This window comes from Cupriavidus sp. HPC(L), from assembly GCF_000307735.3.
Lineage (GTDB): Bacteria > Pseudomonadota > Gammaproteobacteria > Burkholderiales > Burkholderiaceae > Cupriavidus.
The window spans coordinates 1-19,138 of the sequence record NZ_AMPR02000441.1; the positions used below are offsets into that span (position 1 = coordinate 1).

Genomic DNA, 19,138 nt, shown 5'->3' on the forward strand with positions numbered 1-19,138 from the left:
GTCAGGCGGGCGCCGGGCCGAAGCGATCGTTGTGTCAGGTGTTGTGCCGGGCTGGCCGAAGCGTCGGCGGAGCGGCGTGCGGTGGTGCGTTGCAGGGTCGGATTCATGGCTCGCGATGCGAAGAACATCGTGGCGATCGGTCGCGCTCGGTGACTCGCTGCGGATTGGCGCGGCAAGGCGCGGCAACGCAAGGCCCGCGGCGATGGCGTGGCAGTGCCGGGCCGTCGCAGGGGGAATGCCGGTCAGCGTGGTCGAACGTCGGGATCGCCGGGTCGTCAACAAGCGGCCGCAAGAGCGGCCGCGCTCAGGCGAAGGCGAGCGAAGAAGGTGGGGCGCGCGTCAGGAAGCTGCGTTGCGGCGGCAGGTGGGGCCAGCGCCAGGTGATGCCGGGCGGCACCAGCGGCTTGCCATGCGACAGCAGCGGTATCGGCGGCGTACCGCAGGCACCGAGCACCTGCGTGGCGGCGTCGAACAGCACGCACGAATGGATCGGCGCGCGCGCGCTGTCCGGTGCATGGCTGTCGATACGGGTATCGCTACCGGCGGAGGCGAGCGAAGTGCCGACCAGGTTCGGCGTTGCCGGATTGGCAGACATTGGCACGGCCGGCGAGCCGCCGTGCTGGATGCGGTGAACCAGGCCGGCGTGCTGCGCCAGCAGCAGGCACAGCACCAGCCACGCTGCCCACAGCGCGCCGCTCAGGCGATCCATGCCCCGGCGCCGCAGCGCGCGCAGCAACTCAGTGCGCATGTCCGCCATGGTGCCCGCAGTCGCACGGGGCCCCGTCGTGATCGTGATGATCGTGATCGTGGTCGCGATGGTCGTGGCCGCCCTCGTTGTCGAAGGCGTCTTCCCAACTGGGGAATGGATCCTCGTAGGCAATCCAGGCCTCGGGACCGGCGGCCATCTCGGCGTCGCTCAGCAGGCAGGCGTCGAGCGCCGCCTCCAGCGCGGCGCGGTCCATGTTCTGCCCGATCAGCACCAGCTCCTGGCGCCGGTCGCCGAACGGCGCCGGCGCACCGTCGACCTCCGAGTCGGCGCGGATCGCGGCCAGCGTCTCGTCGTCCTGCGGCCAGTCGGCCGGATCGATCGACGCCCACCAGGCACCGGCACCGCCGTGGCGGCACACGCCGCCGGCCTGGCTCCAGCTGCCGGCCACGTCCATGCGGCTGGCCAGCCAGAAGAAGCCCTTGGAGCGCAGCACCTTGCCGTGCTCGCGCAGCCATTCGGTGTGGATCAGGTCGGCGAAGCGGCGCGGATGGAACGGGCGCCGACGCCGGTAAACGAAGCTGCCGATGCCGTAGGCGTCGCTCTCCGGCACATGCTCGCCGCGCAGCTCGGCCTGCCAGCCCGGCGCGGCCGCGGCCGCCTCGAAGTCGAAGCGCCCGGTGTCGAGCACCTTGTCGAGCGGCACCTGGCCGAAGCGCGCGGGCACGATCTCGGCGCGCGGGTTCAGCGCGTGCAGCAGCGCCATCAGCCGTTCGCGTTCGGCGTCGTCGACCAGATCGATCTTGTTCAGCACGATCACGTCGCAGAACTCGACCTGTTCGATCAGCAGATCGACCACGGTGCGGTCGTCCTCGTCGTCGCGCGCCTGGCCGCGGTTGCGCAGATAGTCGGCCTCGTCGAAGTCCTGCGTGAAATGCGCGGCGTCGACCACGGTGACGATGGTGTCGAGCCGGGCCAGGCTGTCCAGCGCGCGGCCGTGTTCGTCTTCGAACGTGAATGTTTCGGCGATGGGCAGCGGTTCTGCCACGCCGGTCGATTCGACCAGCAGATAGTCGAAGCGCCCCTCGCGTGCCAGCGCGGCGATCTCGACCAGCAGGTCCTCGCGCAGCGTGCAGCAGATGCAGCCGTTGGACAGCTCGACCAGCCGCTCGCCGGCCTGCGCCAGCACGCCTTCGCCGACCAGGCGCGCATCGATGTTGACGTCGGCCAGATCGTTGACGATGACCGCCACGCGCTTGCCTTCGCGGTTGGCCAGCACGTGCTGCAGCAGCGTGGTCTTGCCGGCGCCGAGGAAGCCGGCCAATACGGTGACGGGAAGACGGTCGGCCATGGCGATCTGGAGGATGGAGGGCGAGGGCCGCGCCGCGGTGCGCAGCGCGAAATGCCCAGCTTATTGCAACAAGGTTGCGACTGTAGCAGAAATGCGCGGTCGCGGCACCCTTGCTGTAGCCGCGCGGCGACGCCGTCGTGGTGCGACGCATTCAAAAGCAAAACGGCCCGGAGTTCCGGGCCGTTGGCAGTGCGGATGAAGGCGCGCAGCCCTCAATCGCCGAACAGTTTCTGACGCAGTTCGCGGCGCTGCTGGGCTTCCAGCGACAGCGTCGCGGTCGGGCGGGCCAGCAGACGCGGCACGCCGATCGGCTCGCCGGTTTCCTCGCACCAGCCGTAGTCGCCGGACTCGATGCGGGCCAGCGACTGTTCGACCTTCTTCAGCAGCTTGCGCTCGCGGTCGCGCGTGCGCAGCTCCAGGGCATGTTCTTCTTCGATCGTGGCGCGGTCCGCCGGATCCGGCACGATGACCGTTTCGCGCAGATGCTCGGTGGTCTGGTCGGCGTTCTTCAGGATTTCGTCGCGCAGCTGTTCAAGGCGGTTCTTGAAAAAGGCCAGTTGGGCCTCGTTCATGTAGTCCTTGTCGTCCATCTTCAGGATTTCAGCTTCAGTCAGAAGTTTATTGCTGCTCATGGTTGCTGCTGATTCTCTTGTTGATGCGACCGGCGGCGTCGTGTTCCGCGCGGATGCAGTGTCGGTCCGCTTGCGCGGTTCGACCGTTTCACTCTGGCTGGCTGCAGTCTTGCTGCTTCGCGTGCCTCCCTTTGCCGCTCCGGTACCGGCCGGCGCCGAGCCGTTCCGGGGGGTAGGCGCAGCTTGCTGTCCCTGCGCCTTTGTCGTAGCGGCCGCAGCACCAGCGGTCTTGCTGCGGCTTTCTTTGGTTTTTGCTGCGGCTACCATGGGATCCCTTTCTCGGCGTCGGTCGACATCGGTCGGCGTCGTTGCCCCAGCGGCAACGCCCTGAAACGTTGCGGCCCGAGATCCCGCGCGTTCGACGGCCATCGCACGAGCACAGCGGCCGCACCGCAGGACGGCCGTCTGATGCTGACGACAACCGCCGCCCTGCATACGACGCGGGCGGCGGCGACATCGCGCTGCCCGCATCACATCCGGCTTATTGTACTTGAACAAATTACCAGGAGATACGGTGGAAAACCGGACCGGATATTCGGTGTTTCACCGAGCGGCGCGTGCCGCGTATATCCGTGCGCAGCGCCCGCGTTTCACCCGTCCGGGGGCCGCATCGCGGCAAGCAGGGCGCTGGCGGCGCTGGCAACCGAGGCGAGCGGCCGGCCTTGGCCAGCCGGCCATCGTCAGGCGAGGCAGTTGGCCAGGCCTTTGAGGATCGCGTCCTTCGGCAGGTCGACGCCGATGAACACCATTTTGGTGCCTGGGGTTTCGTCTTCCCATTTGCCGCCGATGTCGCTGCCCATCAGCTGGTGCACGCCCTGGAACACCACCTTGCGGTCGACGCCTTCCATATAGAGCACGCCCTTGTAGCGCAGCAGCTTCTCGCCGTAGACGGTCAGGATCCCCGACAGGAATTCCTCGAGCTTGCCGTAGTGGAACGGCTTGTCGCTGCGAAAGACAAACGAGCCGATGCGGTCGGTGTGGTGATGGTGGTGATGATGGTTGTGGCCGTGACCGTGGTGGTGTTCGTGGTCATGGCCGCAGTCGGCGCCGCAGTGCTCGCCATGCTCGTGGTCATGGTCGTGATCGTGATCGTGATCGTGCTCTTCCGCGCGCAGGAAGTCGGGGTCGATCTCCAGCTTGGCGTTCAGGTTGAAGCCGCGCAGGTCGAAGATCGAGTCGATCGGCGCCTCGCCGAAATGCGCGGTGCCGATCGGCGCGCGCGGATTCATCTGCAGCACGCGATGGCGCAGGTCGGCCAGCTCGTCGGCCGATACCAGGTCGGCCTTGGTGATGAAGATCGCATCGGCGAAGCCGACCTGGCGCTGCGCCTCCTCCTGCTTGTCCAGCTGCTGGTTGCCGTGCTTGGCGTCGACCAGCGTGACCACGGCGTCGAGCAGATAGCGCGAGGCGATCTCGTCGTCCATGAAAAAGGTCTGCGCCACCGGGCCGGGGTTGGCCACGCCGGTGGTCTCGATGACGACCCGTTCGAAATCGATCTCGCCGGCGTCGCGGCGGCCGATCAGGTCCGACAGCGCCTGCACCAGGTCGCCGCGGATCGTGCAGCAGATGCAGCCGTTGCTCATCTGCACGATCTGTTCGCGGCCGTCCTGCACCAGGATCTCGTTGTCGATGTTCTCCTCGCCGAACTCGTTTTCGATCACGGCGATCTTCATGCCATGCTGTTCGTTGAGGATGCGCTTGAGCAGCGTGGTTTTGCCGCTGCCGAGGAAGCCCGTCAGGATCGTGACCGGGATCAGTTTGGACATGTTGGTTCTCCGGGATTGGGGGAAGCGTCAACGGCACCTTCAGTGGCACCCGCGGCCGGCGCGTCGGCCACGGTGCGCGCGCCACATTCGGCGCAGATGCCGTTGACGGTCAATTCGACGTGTTCGACCGCGAAGCCGCTCGGCACACGCGGCGCGGCCTGCCGCGGCGGCGCGCTGTCGGCCTCGAGGCAGAAGGTGCGGTCGCACCGGCTGCAATGGAAATGGCTGTGCCGCCGATGGACTTCCGCGCGCGCCGCCTCGTGCTCGATCAGGCTGAAGCGGAACACGCGGTCGTTGCCGGCGCGCTTTTGCGCCAGCCCCTGCTCGACCAGCCAGTCGAGCACCCGATAGACGGTGACGCGGTCGATCGCCTCGGCGCCGCCCGGAAGACGGTCGATCACGGCCTGGTGGGTCAGCGGGATGTCGCTGCCGATCAGGCACGCCAGGATGCAGACGCGCGGTTGCGTGACGCGCGCACCCAGCGCCCGGAGGCGCTCCTGTGCCGCATCGACGGCGGCCGGCAGGCTGGGAGTGGGCGAAGACATGGGGGCGATTTAACCATAGTGCCCCCGGAGATGCAATTCAGTTGCGAGAACGGGCGATCGGCGGCCCCTGTAGTTTTGACAACGCTGCCGGAGATCCGCCGGCAAATATGGGAAGCGCCGGCCTGCGCGCCATGGCCGGCGCCCGGGCATGCGCCGTGCTCCGCACCATCCGTTTCCACACGGGAGTGCCGCGCGCCATGTCCAACTACACCATCAGCGAAGGCTTGCCGTTTCCCCTGGGCGCCACCTGGGACGGCGACGGCGTCAACTTCGCGCTGTTCAGCGCCCATGCCACCAAGGTCGAGCTGTGCCTGTTCGACCAGAACGGCGAACGAGAGGTCGAGCGCATCGCGCTGCCCGAGTACACCGACGAGGTCTGGCACGTCCGCGTGCAGGGGCTGGCACCGGGCGCCGTCTATGGCTACCGCGTGCACGGGCCCTATGACCCTGCCAACGGCCATCGTTTCAATCCCAACAAGCTGCTGCTCGACCCCTATGCCAAGGCCTATGTCGGCGAACTGCGCTGGGACCCCGCGGTGTTCGGCTATCGGATGGGCGAGGACGACCTGAGCTTCAGCGACAGCGACAGCGCGCCGTTCATGCCGAAATGCCAGGTCGTGGACCAGGCCTTCACCTGGGAGCACCCGCTGAACGTGCGCGTGCCGTGGGAGCGGACGATCTTCTACGAGACTCATGTGCGCGGCTATACCAAACGCCATCCGGCGGTACCGGAGGCGATGCGCGGCACCTTCGAGGGGCTGGGACAGCGCGCGGTGATCGACCATATCAAGGCGCTGGGCGTGACCTCGGTCGAGCTGCTGCCGATCCACGTCTTCCTGAACGACAGCCATCTGCTGGACAAGGGGCTGACCAACTACTGGGGCTACAACACGATCGGCTTCTTCGCGCCGGATCCCCGCTTCTTCGCGCGCGGGCCGGGCGCGGTGGCGGAACTGAAGCAGATGATCGACCGCTTTCACGAGGCCGGGCTCGAGATCATTCTCGACGTGGTCTACAACCATACCGCCGAGGGCAGCGAGCTGGGCGCGACGCTGTCGTTCCGCGGCATCGACAACCTGTCCTACTACCGGCTGATGCCCGACGAGAAGCGCTATTACATCAACGACACCGGCACCGGCAACACGCTGAACCTGTCGCATCCGCGTGTGCTGCAGATGGTGATGGACAGCCTGCGCTACTGGGTCACCGAGATGCAGGTCGACGGTTTCCGTTTCGACCTGGCCACGATCCTCGGGCGCGAGCCCGGCGGCTTCGACTATGGCAGCGGCTTCCTGAAGGCCTGCCGGCAGGATCCGATCCTGTCCAGCGTCAAGCTGATCGCCGAGCCGTGGGACTGCGGCCCGGGCGGCTATCAGGTCGGCGGCTTCCCCGCCGGATGGGCCGAGTGGAACGACAAGTTCCGCGACACGGTGCGCGACTTCTGGCGCGGCGAGGAGGGCGTCGCGCCGGAACTGGCGGCGCGCGTCACCGCTTCCGGCGACAAGTTCAACCACAGCGGGCGCCGGCCTTGGGCCAGCGTCAACTTCATCACCGCGCACGATGGCTTCACGCTGCACGATCTGGTCTCGTACAACGACAAGCACAACGATGCCAACGGCGAGGACAACAACGACGGCACCAGCGACAACCGCTCGTGGAACTGCGGCGCGGAAGGGCCGACCGATGACCCCGACATCGTCGAGCTGCGCGAGCGCCAGAAGCGCAATCTGCTTGCCACGCTGCTGTTCTCGCAGGGCACGCCGATGATGGTGGCCGGCGACGAGTTCGGCCGCACCCAGCAGGGCAACAACAACGCCTACTGCCAGGACAACGAGATCAGCTGGGTCGACTGGGAGATCGACGAGCGCGGCCGCGCGTTGATCGACTTCGTGCGCAAGCTGACGACGTTGCGGCGCGCGCTGCCGGTGCTGCGGCGGGGGCGTTTCCTGACCGGCGAGGTCGACGAGGAACTGGGCGTGGCCGACGTCAAGTGGATCAGCGCTGCCGGCGACGAGCTGACGCCGGAACACTGGGACGACGCCTCGATGCGCTGCTTCGGCCTGGTCATCGACGGCCGCGCGCGCGCCACCGGCATCCGCCGTCTGGCTTCGGACGCGACGCTGCTGCTGGTGTTCAACGCCTATCACGACGTGGTCGAGTTCACGTTGCCGCAGATTCCCGGCAGCGACCAGTGGACCTGCCTGATCGACACCAACATGCCGGTGCGCGAGGAACTGCCGGAGTTCTCGTCCGGCGACGTCTACCAGGTCACCGGCCGCTCGGTGCTGCTGTTCGCGCTCGAGGCGCGCGGCTCGACGCGGCGCGTGTTCGAACGACTGGAGGGCGTGCTGACGGAGGAGGCCGAACCGGGTCCCGACCGCCAATGACATCGAGCGGGGGCCGCATTGGCGAGTGACGTGCGGCCCGCTTCTGCCCGGGTATTTCCTGATATTTCAGGCAAGTCGCCGTTGATAGCATGGCGGCTCCAAGCCGCGACCTCCGGTGAGGCGGCCCACGCCGCCACGGTGGCCGGGCGGCATGGCAGTCTGCACGACGGGAAGTCGGGGAAATCAGGAGAAATAATGAAACACGTTGCAAAAACCGTGGCCGCCGCCCTTGCGGCCGCCGCACTGGCTCTGCCTGGCGTGGTACAGGCGCAGGACTATCCGGGCAGCCGGCCGGTCTCGGCCGTGGTGCCGTTCGCCGCAGGCGGTCCGACCGACAAGGTGGCGCGCGAGCTGGCGCAGGTCATGTCCAAGCATCTGGGCGCGACCATCGTGATCGAGAACCTCGGCGGCGCCGGCGGCACGATCGGCGCGAAGAAGGTGGCCCAGTCGAAGAACGACGGCCACACCGTGCTGATCCACCATATCGGCATGTCGACCGCCCCGGCGCTGTACCGCAACCTCGGCTTCGATCCGCTGAAGGACTTCGAATACATCGGCGAAATCGCCGACGTGCCGATGGTGCTGGTCGGCAACAAGAACCTGCCGCCGAACACGCTGAAGGACCTGCTGCCGTACATCAAGGCCAACGCCAGCAAGCTGTCGCTCGCCAACGCCGGCATCGGCTCGGCCTCGCACCTGTGCGGCCTGCTGTTCCAGAGCGCGATCCAGACCGAGCTGACCACGGTCCCGTACAAGGGCACCGCGCCGGCGCTGACCGACATCCTGGGCGGCCAGGTCAACCTGATGTGCGACCAGACCACCAATATCGCCGGCCAGCTGAAGGCCAATGCGCTCAAGCCCTATGCCGCGATGCAGCCGCGCCGCGTCGAGGCGTTCAAGGACATCCCGACCGCGGCCGAGCAGGGCCTGTCGAACATCGAGGTCAAGATCTGGCACGCGATGTACGCACCGAAGGGCACGCCGCAGCCGGTGATCGAGAAGCTGTCGGCGGCGCTGCAAAAGGCGGTGACCGACCCGGGCTTCCGCGCCAAGATGGCCGAGCTGGGCGCCGAAGCGGTGCCGGCCCAGCGCGCCACGCCGGATTCGCTGAAGACCTTCCTCGGCAACGAAATCAACAAGTGGACCCCGGTGATTCGCAAGGCCGGCGTCTATGCCGACTGAGTCGATGCGACACTGACCGACTGACCGACTGACCCACTGGCCGCTTCGCCGCCGCTGCTTCCGGCGCGGCGCAGCGGACCGGAGCGGTACCCGAGGCCACGCGCAGACGCGTGGCCTTTTTGTTTTTGCATGGTGGAAAGCGGACTTCGGCGGCGCAATGACTGGAGCAGGGGCCGGTGCGGCCGTCCAGCCCGTCTATATTGGGAGGCCTATATTGGGAGACGCGGGCGGCGCGAGGGCGAATATGGGGCGAACAAGCCGCGTCGGCGGTGGCTGCGCCCGCTCTTGAATTCCGTCAGGCCGTCGCCAAGTAGCTGCCTGAACCCAACTCAGAAGCCACCATGGAACAGTATCACGGCACTACCATCGTCAGCGTCCGGCGCGGCAACCAGGTTGCCCTGGGCGGTGACGGCCAGGTCACTCTCGGCAATATCGTGATGAAGGGCACCGCGCGCAAGGTGCGCCGCATCTACAACGGCAAGGTCCTGGTGGGCTTCGCCGGCAGCACCGCCGATGCGTTTTCGCTGCTGGACCGTTTCGAGGCCAAGCTGGAGAAGTACCAGGGCAACCTGACGCGCGCCGCGGTCGATCTGGCCAAGGACTGGCGTTCCGACCGCGCGCTGCGCCGGCTCGAGGCGATGCTGATCACGGCCGACCGCGACACTACGCTGGTGATCACCGGCAACGGCGACGTGCTCGATCCCGAAGGCGGCATCGCGGCAATCGGCTCGGGCGGCGCCTATGCGCAGTCGGCCGCCAAGGCGCTGATGGAGAACACCGAGCTGTCGCCCCGGGACGTGGTCGAAAAATCGCTGGGCATCGCCGGCGAACTGTGCATCTACACCAATACCAATTTCGTTATCGAGACGCTCGAGTGAGCGTCCGCCTCACGCTTTCCCGCACGTGACGCCCGCCGGGCGCACCACCGCGCCGCAGGGCGCCGTGGCGGCGCCCTGACCGGCCCTCATTGAACGGATACCCGGATACCGAGACCCATGTCCCACACCATGACTCCGTCGGAAATCGTTTCCGAACTCGACAAGCACATCATTGGCCAGAACAAGGCCAAGAAGGCCGTCGCGGTGGCACTGCGCAACCGCTGGCGTCGCCAGCAGGTGGCCGACCCGCTGCGCCAGGAAATCACGCCGAAGAACATCCTGATGATCGGCCCGACCGGCGTCGGCAAGACCGAGATCGCGCGGCGCCTGGCCAAGCTGGCCGATGCGCCCTTCATCAAGATCGAGGCCACCAAGTTCACCGAGGTCGGCTATGTCGGCCGCGACGTCGACACCATCGTGCGCGATCTGGTCGAAATGGCAATCAAGCAGACGCGCGAGTCCGAGATGAAGAAGGTGCGCACCAAGGCCGAGGATGCCGCCGAGGACCGCCTGCTCGACGTGCTGCTGCCGCCGCCGCGCGACATCGGCTTCTCCCAGCCCGAGGAAAAGGATTCCAACACCCGCCAGGTCTTTCGCAAGAAGCTGCGCGAGGGGCAGCTGGACGACAAGGAGGTCGAGCTCGAACTGGCGGCCGCGGTGCCGAGCCTGGACATCATGGGCCCGCCGGGCATGGAGGACATGACCGAGCAGCTGCGCAGCATGTTCGCCGGCCTCGGCCAGGGCAAGAAGCTGCGCCGCAAGATGAAGGTCAAGGAAGCGTTCAAGCAGCTGATCGACGAGGAAGCGGCCAAGCTCGTCAATGACGACGACCTGAAGCAGAAGGCGCTGGCCAATGTCGAGCAGAACGGCATCGTGTTCCTCGACGAGATCGACAAGATCGCCAGCCGCAGCGAACTGGGCGGCGGCGAGGTATCGCGCCAGGGCGTGCAGCGCGACCTGCTGCCGCTGGTCGAGGGCACCACGGTCAGCACCAAGTACGGCATGGTGCGGACCGACCATATCCTGTTCATCGCCTCCGGCGCGTTCCACCTGTCCAAGCCGAGCGACCTGATCCCCGAACTGCAGGGCCGCTTCCCGATCCGCGTCGAGCTCGAATCGCTGTCGGTGGCCGACTTCGAGGCGATCCTGACGCAGACCGACGCCAGCCTGACCAAGCAGTACCAGGCGCTGCTGGCCACCGAGCAGGTCGAGCTGGTGTTCGCGCCGGACGGCATCCGCCGCCTGGCCGAGATCGCCCACTCGGTCAACGAGAAGGTCGAGAACATCGGCGCGCGCCGGCTGTACACGGTGATGGAGCGCCTGCTCGAGGACTTGTCGTTCCACGCCACCCGTTCGAGCGGCGAGACCGTGACGATCGATGCGGCCTATGTCGACGAACGGCTCGGCGATCTGTCGGCCAACGAGGACCTGTCGCGCTACGTGCTGTAAGCCGCAGCGATTGTCCCGGCGCCTGTGTCCGAAGTGCGCCTTCCCAGCGATGGGAAGGCGCATTTTTTTTGGTCCCCGGGACACCCGCCAGTGAAGTGTGGTTCTCATGTGGGAATCGTCTTACTCCCCTTTCGGAAGCCCCCGTCTGCTTGCAAAAGCGCACCGCACATAACCTTCATATACGACGAGACAGCAAGGCGGACGCCAACGTCGCCCTTGCAAACTCGAACCGTTCGACAACGACAGGAGCGCGACATGATGAAGAAATGGCTGTCTGCTGCAGTGTGTTCGATGATGGTTGCCGCACCGGCCGGCTTTGCGCTGGCGCAGAGCGCGCCGTCCGGCGCCCGTGCCGACTATGACGCCGCCGTCTCGCGGGCCGACGCCGACTACAAGAACGCCAAGACCCGTTGTGACGCCATGAAGGACAACGCCGAAGACGTCTGCGAGGCCGAGGCCAAGCGCGATCGCGACGTGGCCAAGGCCGAGGCCGAAGCGCGCCGCGATGGCACCGAAGCGGCCCGCGCCAAGGTCCTGAAGGTCAAGGCCGACCGCGAGTACGAAGTCGCGAAGGAACGCTGCGACGACAAGAAGGGCAACGACAAGGACGTTTGCGTGAAGGAAGCCAAGACCGCGCATGAGAAGGCGCTGGGCGAGGCCAAGACGACCCGCGCGGCTGCCGGCGGCGGTACGCGCACCGATGTGGCCGAGGCGCGCCGCGAGGCTCGCAAGGACACCAGCGACGCGGCCTACAAGGCGGACAAGGAGAAGTGCGACGCGATGTCGGGCGACGCCAAGGACCGCTGCGAAGCCGACGTCAAGGCGAAGTACAACCGCTGATCCATCAGCAATCCATCAGCAAGCGATCAGCAAGCATCAGCAATGGGCCGGCCGCGGCTGACGCGGCCGGTTCCGTCCCGACGCAGCGAGCGAAGTCGCCAACGCATCAATCGACATTGAGGAGCGGATCATGAACTGGGACCAGATCGAAGGGAAGTGGGAGCAGGCCAAGGGCAAGGTCAAGGAGAAGTGGGGCCAGCTCACCGATGACGATCTCACGCAGATCAACGGCAAGCGCGATCAGCTGGCCGGCAAGATCCAGGAGCGCTATGGCTACACCAAGGAGCGCGCCGAGGAGGAAATGCGCGAGTGGGAGCGCGACACGCGCTGGTGACATCGGCCCGTGACATCCGTTGACGGCCGGTAAGCCAGGTAAGCGTTGGTAAGCACGCTGGCACGGCCGCCACGACGATGAGAAGCTTGCGCCTCGTTGGGCTGCAGTATGGCCGTAAGCAGGAGGTCCAAAATGAAGCATATCGGTTTGATGTCGGCAGGCGTGTTGGCCGGGCTGGCCGGGGCGACGGCGTTCCTGTGCGCCGTGCCGGATAGCAGCGAAGCCACGCGCATCGATGCCGCGGCGGGCGACGGCAGGGTCAAGATCTCGCATGCCTTGTTCGTCAGCGAGTCCGCCGAGTACGGCGCACGCTCGAACCGGCATGCGTTCGATGCATTGCGGGTGGGTACCGGCGGCATGACCGGCGCGACCGGCACGACGGACATGGCCGATCGTGCAGCCCACGGCGGCGACGACCTCGGCTGGGACTACGTGCAACTGCGGCTGTGAAGCGGCGCGCGGCGATGGCCGTGATGCGATACGGCAAGGGCCTGCGAATGCAGGCCCTTTTTACGTTTGCTCGGCGCGCTAGCGCGACACCGGCCGCTTGGCGAGCTTGCGCTGCAGCGTGCGCCGATGCATGTTCAGCGCCCGCGCTGTTGCCGAGATGTTGCCGCCGTGTTCGGCCAGCACGCGCTGGATATGCTCCCACTCCAGCCGCGGCACCGACAGCGGCAGCGGATCCTCGAGCGCGGCCTCGGCAACCACTTCCGAGATGCCGGATTTCAGCGCGGCGAGGATCGAATCGACATTGGCCGGCTTGGCCAGATATTCGTCGGCGCCCTGTTTGACCGCCGCCACCGCGGTGGCGATGCTGGCGTAGCCGGTCAGCACCAGGATGCGCGCGCACGGCAGCATCGCCCGCAGTGGCGCCACCAGCTGCAGCCCGGAGTCGGCCGGCGCGGTTACGCCGGCCGCGGGGCCGGCGGCCAGATGCAGGTCCAGCGTGACATAGCGGAACGCGGTCTTCTCGGCGAGCGCCAGCGCGTGGTGGCGGTTGTGCGCGATCTCGACCGCAAAGCCGCGCCGCGACAGCGCGCGTGCGAGCGTGTCCGAGAACACCGGATCGTCATCGATCACCAGGAAGGGTGCGCCGGCGTCGCCGTTGTCGGCGGCAGCGGCAGAGGAAAGGGAAGCGGTCGACGTCAAGTTCATGCCGCGTGCTCCAATGAGTCGCTGATCGCCGGCAGCCGCAGCTCGGCCACGGTGCCGCCTTCGGGACGGTCCTGCCACAGCAGCCGCCCCCCCATCTGGCGCGCCACGCTCTGCGCCAGATAGGCGCCGATGCCCTGGCCGCCGTGCGTGCTCGCCACCGGCGCTTCGCCCAGCCGCGCGCGCAGCGCCGCCGGCATGCCGGTGCCATCGTCGATCACGCGCAGCACCAGTTCGCTCGGTCCGCTCCGACGATCGAGCGCGATCGACAACCGCAGCGGCAAGTCGCCGCGTCCGGCGGCCTGCTGGCTGCGGGCCGCGTTGTCGAGCAGGATCGTCAGCATCTGTCCGGTCCGTGCCGGCTCGATCGGCACGTCGGCGGCGTCCGCGGCGATCGTGGTGTCGACCCGCGCCTGCGGATGGCGCAACTGCCAGCCGTCGGCGAAGGCGGGCAGCCAATGTCCGACCGGCTGCAGCGCGCTGGCGCGGTTCGCCTCGCGCAATCGCGCCAGGATGCCACGGCAAAGCGCCAACTGCTGCTCGACGGTATCCAGGTCCGGCAGGTAGTCGCGTATCGCGGTACCGCCGCGGGCCGCGTCCGCCGCGTCGGCGCGCAGCTCGCCGGCGATCACGGCGAGCGTCGACAGCGGCGTGCCGATCTCGTGGGCGACCGTCGCCGCCTGCGCGTTCAGCGACTCGACCCGCGCCTCGCGCAGCAGCCGTTCGCGCGCATCGGCCAGTTGCGCCTCGCGTTCGCGCAGCACGCCCGACAGCCGCGCGACGAACAGCGCGATCATCACGGCGCTGGCCACGAAGTTCAGCCACATGCCGACCAGGTGGTAGACCACCGCGTTGTCGGGGTTGTGCAGGTGCAAGGGCACGTATTCGAACAGCATCAGCGAATAGCAGGCCAGCGCGTACAGCGCCAGCGCGACCACCTGGCGCCACGGCACGATGGCCGCCGCCAGCGCCAGTCCCGGCAGATAGAACGAGACGAAGGGATTGGTGGCGCCGCCGGTGAAGAACAGGATCGCCGACAGCGCGGTCAGGTCGACCAGCAGCTGTCCCATCAGCTCGGCATCGCCCGGCACCGAGCCGGCGCGCGCATGCTGGCGCAGCCGCCAGGCGGTCAGCAGATTGAACAGCGCCTGCAGCACGAAGATCGTCAGCAGCGGGCGATAGGGCAGTTGCAGCGCGGCGAGCGTCTCGGCCCAGACCAGCAGCAGTCCCTGTCCGCCGAGGATGGCCCAGCGCAGCCAGTACACGCGGCGCAGGCTCAGCAGGCTGTCTGCGCCGAGGCCTTGCGCGCGGAGGGATTCGCCTGCGGGTGGGGCGGCGTGGGCGGTCATCGTCATGCCGCGAGTGTAGCAATGGCGCCGCCACCGGCCGGCTCGTGCGACACCATGCCGCATTGGTCACGCGGCGGGGCGCTGCCAGACTGGCGGATTGCATCGCGTGGGTCTCCATGGCGTGTTCGTGCCCGCCCTGACCCTGCAGCGGTTCATGGTCTAATCGCGCTGTTACGGGGCCATTTACCCGACCATCTACCCGACCATTTACACGACCGGTCACACGACTGTTTGCACGACCATTCACGCGGACTTCCCGCCTCCGCCAAACCGCCTCGATTGAACGAATTGCACCGAGAAAGGATAGAGATGCAAGCCAAGCTGTTCGCCGCCGCCGCCGCATGCTGCGCGCTGTTTTCCACCGCTGCCTCCGCGCAGATCGACATCCGCAACGCATGGGCGCGCGGCACCGTGCCGGCGCAGACCGCCACCGGCGTCTTCATGACGCTGCACGCCCACCAGAACGCGCGCCTGGTCGGCGTCTCGACGCCGGCGGCCGCGACCGCCGAGGTGCACGAGATGAAGATGGAAGGCAACGTGATGCGGATGCGCGCGCTGGACGCGCTGCCGTTGCCGAAGATGGAAGACGTCGAGCTCAAGCCCGGCGGCTACCATGTGATGCTGCTGGGTTTGAAGGCGCCGCTGAACGTCGGCGACAAGGTGCCGGTGACGCTGAAGTTCGAACAGGGCGGCAAGCTGATCGAGCAGCGCGTCGAAGCCGAAGTGCGCGGGCTGACGGCGCCGGCTCACGGCGGCGGCGCCGCGGCCAATCACAAGCACTGACGTCACGCTTCGCCGCAACGCCAGCGGATCGCACCGGCGCGAAGCCGGCCGGTCCGCGGCCGAACCGCCGGGTATCAACCGCGCAGGCTGATCGCCTCGTCCAGCCCCTGGCCCGCGCCGACCGCCAGCAGCCGTTCGCGCAGCCACGCATGCCCCGGATCGGCATCGTTGCGCTCGTGCCAGATCGCGCTGAAGGTGAAGCCGGGAAACGCGAACGGCGGCTCGAACACCGCGAAGCGCGGATCGTCTTCCAGCGCCGCCAGGCTGCGGCGCGCCGTGGTCAGGACCAGGTTGGTGCCGGCGATCAGCGCCGGCGCGACGCTCCAGTGCGGCACCACGCAGGCGATCTTGCGGCGCCCGCCGTGCTTGGCGATCGCGGCATCGATCGGATCGACCTTTGCGCTGTGGGCGGCCACCAGCACGTGCGAGCGCGCCAGGTACGCAACCTGGTCCAGCCGCCCGTGGTCGCGCACCGTCGCCGCATCGACCGCGCAGCCGTACTCCTCCTCGAACAGCGCCGCCATCCTGACGCCCTCGGGCTGATAGACGAACACGCCCAGCGCCAGATCGATCTCGCCATCGGCGACCTGCGCCGACATCGCTTCGCGGCTGCCCTGCGTCACCACCAGCTCGATGCCGGGCGCGGCCTTGCGGACGGCGCGCAGCAGATTGGGCAGCACCACCATCGCGCCGTAGTCCGACATCGCCAGACGGAAGGTGCGCCGGGCCGTGGCCGGCTGGAAGCCAGACGGACCGAGCAGGATGCGCACCTGTGCGAGCGCCTCGGCCAGCGGACCGGACAGTTCGTGCGCCCGCGCGGTCAGCACCAGCCCGCCCTGGCCGCGCACCAGCAAGGGGTCGTCCAGCAGCTGGCGCAGCCGGGCCAGCGCGTGGCTGACCGCCGGCTGGCTCAGATGCAGCCGCAAGGCGGCGCGGGAAATATGACGCTCGGCCAGCAGGGCCTCGAGCACGACCAGCAGGTTCAGGTCGACGTTGCGCAGATTATTCATGCGGCGAATATTAAACGTTCGAAACGAGAATTGGAAATCCATCCGGCGTAGGGGCAGACTGGCGCGGTCTCGTTTTCGCAAGCATCGAGGAGGTCGCATGTTGTCTTCGTCCCATCCCGCCGCCCCGGCCCTTGCGGCCGCGGTGCCGGTGCTGATCGCCGCGCTGGCCGGCGCCATGATCCCGCTGCAGGCGGGCGCCAATGCCGCGCTGGGCCGCGCGCTCGGGCATCCGTTGTGGGCCACGCTGGTGTCGTTGCTGGTCAGCCTGGCGGTCGTGGTGGTGCTGATGCTGGCGCTGCGTGTCGGTCCGCCGGGCGCCGGCTGGGCGGGCGGGCCCGCGTGGATGTGGATCGGCGGCGCGGTCGGCGTGTTCTATCTGACCGCCGCGCTGATGCTGGCGCCGCGGCTCGGCGCCAGCGGCTTCATCGCGGCGGTGGTGGCCGGCCAGATGCTGGCGTCGCTGTGGATGGACCATGCCGGCCTGGCCGGCTTCGCGGTGCGCGAACTGACGGCGCCGCGGCTCGGCGGCGCGCTGCTGATCGTGCTGGGTGTGGTGGCGATGCAGTGGAGCGGACCGGCGCGCGTGGGCGCGGCGCTGGATTGAAACGGCGGGACCGATGGGAAAGCCAAGCCGCTGACCGGCTCCCTGTCCGTGTTCACTGTCCCGCTTGAGCCTGCCGCGCGCGCAGGCAGTCCGGACACAGGCAGTGCTGCCCCGGCACGATCAGCCGGGCCGGCAGCAGCGGCATCGTCGCGCACCAGCAATGCGGCAGGCCGGCGGCATGGCCGCAGACGAAGCGCGCGCCGCAGGCCGCGCACTGCTCGACCGGCCGCAACTGGCCGGTCAGCACGGCAGCGGGGCCGGTGTTCGCGCCGGGGCTTTTCGCAGCGCCTTCTGCTGACATCGCGGTGGCTTCCGTTGGCGTAGTTGTTGCATGAAAGGAACGGCCGATGGGCCCTCGGACGCACCGTTGGCGCCCCGCGCAGGGTCCGGTCGGCCCTGTCGCTAGCGTGGCACCCCGTTTCTTGTAAAATTCGGGCGCCTGCCGCGGGGCGCCGGATGCGCCGCGTTGCCATGATACCTGTCGATTTTCACGGATTGCCATGACCTCCGATACCTCCGGGCCCACCGCAACCGCAGTGGCCGCCATCGCCCCCGCCCTCAAGGCCGAGATCCTCGCCGAGGCGCTGCCCTATATCCGCAAGTTCCATGGCAAGACCATCGTGGTCAAGTACGGCGGCAATGCGATGACCGAAGAGAAGCTCAAGCATGGCTTCGCGCGCGACGTGATCCTGCTGAAGCTGGTCGGCATGAATCCGGTGGTCGTCCACGGCGGCGGTCCGCAGATCGACGAGGCGCTGAAGAAGGTCGGCAAGGTTGGCACCTTCATCCAGGGCATGCGCGTCACCGACGAAGAGACCATGGAAGTGGTCGAGTGGGTGCTCGGCGGCGAGGTTCAGCAGGACATCGTGATGCTGATCAACCAGTACGGCGGCCAGGCGGTCGGCCTGACCGGCAAGGACGGCGGCCTGATCCGCGCCAAGCGGCTGAAGATGCCGGACCGCGAGAATCCCGGCGCGTTCATCGACATCGGCTATGTCGGCGACATCGAGGCGATCAATCCGGCGGTGGTCAAGGCGCTGCAGGACGATGCCTTCATCCCCGTGATCTCGCCGATCGGCTTCTCCGACGACGGCCAGGCCTACAACATCAACGCCGACGTGGTGGCCGGCAAGATGGCCGAGATCCTGAAGGCCGAAAAGCTGGTGATGATGACCAATATCCCCGGCGTGATGGACAAGAAGGGCAATCTGCTGACCGACCTGTCCGCGCGCGAGATCGAGGAGCTGTTCGCCGACGGCACCATCTCGGGCGGCATGCTGCCGAAGATCTCGTCGGCGCTGGACGCCGCCAAGAGCGGCGTGAACTCGGTGCACATCATCGATGGCCGCATCGAACATTCGCTGCTGCTTGAGATCCTGACCGAGCAGGCGTTCGGCACCATGATCCGTTCGCACTGACGTACCGCCACCAGGCGCCCGCCGTCGCCGCGGCGGCGCGGCGCCTTCCCCTCGTGCCTTCCCACGCCTCCCGCCGCTCCCCCCACCGCCTGCGGCATCGCCCGGCCGGCAACAACGCCGGCGACACGGTCTGGCTGTTCGATCTCGACAACACGCTGCACGATGCCTCGCACGCGATCTTCCCGGCGATCAATGCCGCGATGACCGCGTACGTCGCGCGCGTGCTCGGCTGCGACGAGGCCACCGCCAGCCGGGTGCGCGTCGACTACTGGAAGCGCTATGGCGCAACGCTGCTCGGCATGATCCGCCATCACGGCGTGGACCCGGCCGACTTCCTGCGCGCCGCGCATGAATTCCCCGACATCGCGCGGATGGTGCGCGTGCGCCGCGGCCTTGCGAAGCAGCTGCGCCGCCTGCCCGGCCGCAAGGTGCTGCTGACCAACGCGCCGCAGGACTACGCCCGCGCGGTGCTACGCGTGGCCGGCATCGAGCACTGTTTCGAGCGCGTGATCGCCATCGAGCAGATGTGGGTCCATGGCGATCTGCGTCCCAAGCCCGATCGGCGCATGCTGCGGCGTCTGCTGGCACGGCTGCGGATCGCGCCGGGCCGCGCCGTGCTGGTCGAGGACACCGTCTCGCATCTGAAGCGCTATGCTGGCCTGGGGATACGCACCGCGTGGATCACCGGCTATCTGCGCTCGATCGCGCCGAGCCGGCCGCATGACATACCGGCGGGCGCGGCGCGCGATGCC

20 protein-coding genes are annotated in these 19,138 nt (G+C 67.8%); 11 read left to right on the forward strand and 9 right to left on the reverse strand.

Annotation, left to right across the window (positions count from 1 at the left end; translation table 11 throughout):
• Positions 1–304: 304 nt before the first annotated feature.
• The 5 genes from B551_RS21395 to B551_RS21415 form a co-directional block, all read right to left on the reverse strand.
• The gene (locus tag B551_RS21395) at positions 305–748 is read right to left on the reverse strand and encodes a hypothetical protein (protein WP_043442050.1); all 444 of its coding nucleotides are present in this window, start codon (positions 746–748) and stop codon (positions 305–307) included.
• A complete protein-coding gene (gene zigA, locus B551_RS21400) occupies positions 738–2,057 on the reverse strand; it encodes a zinc metallochaperone GTPase ZigA (RefSeq protein ID WP_023264980.1) in 1,320 nt (439 codons plus the stop codon). Before zigA ends, B551_RS21395 begins: the two co-directional genes overlap by 11 nt.
• Positions 2,058–2,269: 212 nt before the next feature.
• Positions 2,270–2,956, reverse strand: coding sequence for an RNA polymerase-binding protein DksA (gene dksA, locus B551_RS27180; RefSeq protein ID WP_023264981.1), 687 nt, complete (start codon positions 2,954–2,956; stop codon positions 2,270–2,272).
• Positions 2,957–3,369: 413 nt separating this feature from the next.
• On the reverse strand, positions 3,370–4,455 hold the full coding sequence (locus B551_RS21410; protein WP_006576306.1) for a GTP-binding protein: 1,086 nt from the start codon (positions 4,453–4,455) through the stop codon (positions 3,370–3,372).
• Positions 4,443–5,000 (reverse strand): Fur family transcriptional regulator, encoded by a 558-nt coding sequence (locus tag B551_RS21415; protein WP_006576305.1) that lies wholly within the window; start codon positions 4,998–5,000, stop codon positions 4,443–4,445. Before B551_RS21415 ends, B551_RS21410 begins: the two co-directional genes overlap by 13 nt.
• 197 nt (positions 5,001–5,197) lie before the next feature.
• Here B551_RS21415 and glgX point away from each other — a divergent pair, with 197 nt between their 5' ends.
• The 7 genes from glgX to B551_RS21450 all read left to right on the forward strand — a co-directional run bounded on the left by glgX (position 5,198) and on the right by B551_RS21450 (position 12,520).
• Entirely contained in the window at positions 5,198–7,387 is a 2,190-nt protein-coding gene (glgX, locus tag B551_RS21420) for a glycogen debranching protein GlgX (RefSeq protein WP_043442056.1), read from the forward strand.
• 195 nt (positions 7,388–7,582) lie between these two features.
• On the forward strand, positions 7,583–8,569 hold the full coding sequence (locus tag B551_RS21425; RefSeq protein WP_043442046.1) for a tripartite tricarboxylate transporter substrate-binding protein: 987 nt from the start codon (positions 7,583–7,585) through the stop codon (positions 8,567–8,569).
• A gap of 341 nt (positions 8,570–8,910) precedes the next feature.
• Positions 8,911–9,447 (forward strand): ATP-dependent protease subunit HslV, encoded by a 537-nt coding sequence (gene hslV / locus B551_RS21430; RefSeq protein ID WP_023264983.1) that lies wholly within the window; start codon positions 8,911–8,913, stop codon positions 9,445–9,447.
• A gap of 117 nt (positions 9,448–9,564) precedes the next feature.
• Entirely contained in the window at positions 9,565–10,896 is a 1,332-nt protein-coding gene (hslU, locus tag B551_RS21435; protein ID WP_006576303.1) for an ATP-dependent protease ATPase subunit HslU, read from the forward strand.
• A gap of 255 nt (positions 10,897–11,151) precedes the next feature.
• Entirely contained in the window at positions 11,152–11,736 is a 585-nt protein-coding gene (locus B551_RS21440) for a hypothetical protein (RefSeq protein WP_006576302.1), read from the forward strand.
• A gap of 130 nt (positions 11,737–11,866) precedes the next feature.
• Positions 11,867–12,070, forward strand: a complete 204-nt coding sequence (locus tag B551_RS21445; protein WP_023264984.1) for a CsbD family protein — start codon at positions 11,867–11,869, stop codon at positions 12,068–12,070.
• Between the two features lie 132 nt (positions 12,071–12,202).
• Positions 12,203–12,520, forward strand: a complete 318-nt coding sequence (locus tag B551_RS21450) for a hypothetical protein (RefSeq protein ID WP_006576300.1) — start codon at positions 12,203–12,205, stop codon at positions 12,518–12,520.
• A 78-nt stretch (positions 12,521–12,598) separates the two neighbouring features.
• Here the strand turns inward: B551_RS21450 and B551_RS21455 are convergent, their stop codons facing one another.
• Positions 12,599–13,225 (reverse strand): response regulator transcription factor, encoded by a 627-nt coding sequence (locus B551_RS21455; protein ID WP_006576299.1) that lies wholly within the window; start codon positions 13,223–13,225, stop codon positions 12,599–12,601.
• Positions 13,222–14,577 (reverse strand): ATP-binding protein, encoded by a 1,356-nt coding sequence (locus B551_RS21460; RefSeq protein ID WP_006576298.1) that lies wholly within the window; start codon positions 14,575–14,577, stop codon positions 13,222–13,224. Before B551_RS21460 ends, B551_RS21455 begins: the two co-directional genes overlap by 4 nt.
• A gap of 303 nt (positions 14,578–14,880) precedes the next feature.
• Here B551_RS21460 and B551_RS21465 point away from each other — a divergent pair, with 303 nt between their 5' ends.
• On the forward strand, positions 14,881–15,354 hold the full coding sequence (locus B551_RS21465) for a copper chaperone PCu(A)C (protein WP_006576297.1): 474 nt from the start codon (positions 14,881–14,883) through the stop codon (positions 15,352–15,354).
• A 74-nt stretch (positions 15,355–15,428) separates the two neighbouring features.
• Here B551_RS21465 and B551_RS21470 read toward each other — a convergent pair whose 3' ends face one another.
• On the reverse strand, positions 15,429–16,364 hold the full coding sequence (locus B551_RS21470; RefSeq protein ID WP_006576296.1) for a LysR family transcriptional regulator: 936 nt from the start codon (positions 16,362–16,364) through the stop codon (positions 15,429–15,431).
• A gap of 97 nt (positions 16,365–16,461) precedes the next feature.
• Here B551_RS21470 and B551_RS21475 point away from each other — a divergent pair, with 97 nt between their 5' ends.
• The gene (locus B551_RS21475) at positions 16,462–16,968 is read left to right on the forward strand and encodes a DMT family transporter (protein ID WP_023264985.1); all 507 of its coding nucleotides are present in this window, start codon (positions 16,462–16,464) and stop codon (positions 16,966–16,968) included.
• A gap of 52 nt (positions 16,969–17,020) precedes the next feature.
• On the opposite strand, the gene B551_RS21480 is transcribed toward B551_RS21475, so the two are convergent.
• Positions 17,021–17,269 (reverse strand): cysteine-rich CWC family protein, encoded by a 249-nt coding sequence (locus B551_RS21480; protein ID WP_006579753.1) that lies wholly within the window; start codon positions 17,267–17,269, stop codon positions 17,021–17,023.
• Positions 17,270–17,468: 199 nt separating this feature from the next.
• Between B551_RS21480 and argB the strand changes: the two genes are divergently transcribed.
• Both argB and B551_RS21490 read left to right on the forward strand, forming a co-directional pair.
• Entirely contained in the window at positions 17,469–18,386 is a 918-nt protein-coding gene (gene argB / locus B551_RS21485) for an acetylglutamate kinase (protein ID WP_006579752.1), read from the forward strand.
• A gap of 53 nt (positions 18,387–18,439) precedes the next feature.
• The coding region (locus B551_RS21490; protein WP_023264986.1) for a pyrimidine 5'-nucleotidase at positions 18,440–19,138 on the forward strand (699 nt) is incomplete at its 3' end.

Excerpts from the sequence above, each read along its gene's own strand:
- hslV (WP_023264983.1), top strand. The coding sequence starts at position 8,911 with ATGGAACAGTATCACGGCACTACCATCGTCAGCGTCCGGCGCGGCAAC.
- hslU (WP_006576303.1), top strand. The coding sequence starts at position 9,565 with ATGTCCCACACCATGACTCCGTCGGAAATCGTTTCCGAACTCGACAAG.
- glgX (WP_043442056.1), top strand. The coding sequence starts at position 5,198 with ATGTCCAACTACACCATCAGCGAAGGCTTGCCGTTTCCCCTGGGCGCC.
- B551_RS21465 (WP_006576297.1), top strand. The coding sequence starts at position 14,881 with ATGCAAGCCAAGCTGTTCGCCGCCGCCGCCGCATGCTGCGCGCTGTTT.
- zigA (WP_023264980.1), bottom strand. The coding sequence starts at position 2,057 with ATGGCCGACCGTCTTCCCGTCACCGTATTGGCCGGCTTCCTCGGCGCC.
- B551_RS21450 (WP_006576300.1), top strand. The coding sequence starts at position 12,203 with ATGAAGCATATCGGTTTGATGTCGGCAGGCGTGTTGGCCGGGCTGGCC.
- B551_RS21395 (WP_043442050.1), bottom strand. The coding sequence starts at position 748 with ATGCGCACTGAGTTGCTGCGCGCGCTGCGGCGCCGGGGCATGGATCGC.
- B551_RS21410 (WP_006576306.1), bottom strand. The coding sequence starts at position 4,455 with ATGTCCAAACTGATCCCGGTCACGATCCTGACGGGCTTCCTCGGCAGC.
- B551_RS21460 (WP_006576298.1), bottom strand. The coding sequence starts at position 14,577 with ATGACGATGACCGCCCACGCCGCCCCACCCGCAGGCGAATCCCTCCGC.
- B551_RS21445 (WP_023264984.1), top strand. The coding sequence starts at position 11,867 with ATGAACTGGGACCAGATCGAAGGGAAGTGGGAGCAGGCCAAGGGCAAG.
- B551_RS21415 (WP_006576305.1), bottom strand. The coding sequence starts at position 5,000 with ATGTCTTCGCCCACTCCCAGCCTGCCGGCCGCCGTCGATGCGGCACAG.
- B551_RS21425 (WP_043442046.1), top strand. The coding sequence starts at position 7,583 with ATGAAACACGTTGCAAAAACCGTGGCCGCCGCCCTTGCGGCCGCCGCA.
- B551_RS21475 (WP_023264985.1), top strand. The coding sequence starts at position 16,462 with ATGTTGTCTTCGTCCCATCCCGCCGCCCCGGCCCTTGCGGCCGCGGTG.
- B551_RS21440 (WP_006576302.1), top strand. The coding sequence starts at position 11,152 with ATGATGAAGAAATGGCTGTCTGCTGCAGTGTGTTCGATGATGGTTGCC.
- B551_RS21455 (WP_006576299.1), bottom strand. The coding sequence starts at position 13,225 with ATGAACTTGACGTCGACCGCTTCCCTTTCCTCTGCCGCTGCCGCCGAC.
- B551_RS21480 (WP_006579753.1), bottom strand. The coding sequence starts at position 17,269 with ATGTCAGCAGAAGGCGCTGCGAAAAGCCCCGGCGCGAACACCGGCCCC.
- dksA (WP_023264981.1), bottom strand. The coding sequence starts at position 2,956 with ATGGTAGCCGCAGCAAAAACCAAAGAAAGCCGCAGCAAGACCGCTGGT.
- argB (WP_006579752.1), top strand. The coding sequence starts at position 17,469 with ATGACCTCCGATACCTCCGGGCCCACCGCAACCGCAGTGGCCGCCATC.
- B551_RS21470 (WP_006576296.1), bottom strand. The coding sequence starts at position 16,364 with ATGAATAATCTGCGCAACGTCGACCTGAACCTGCTGGTCGTGCTCGAG.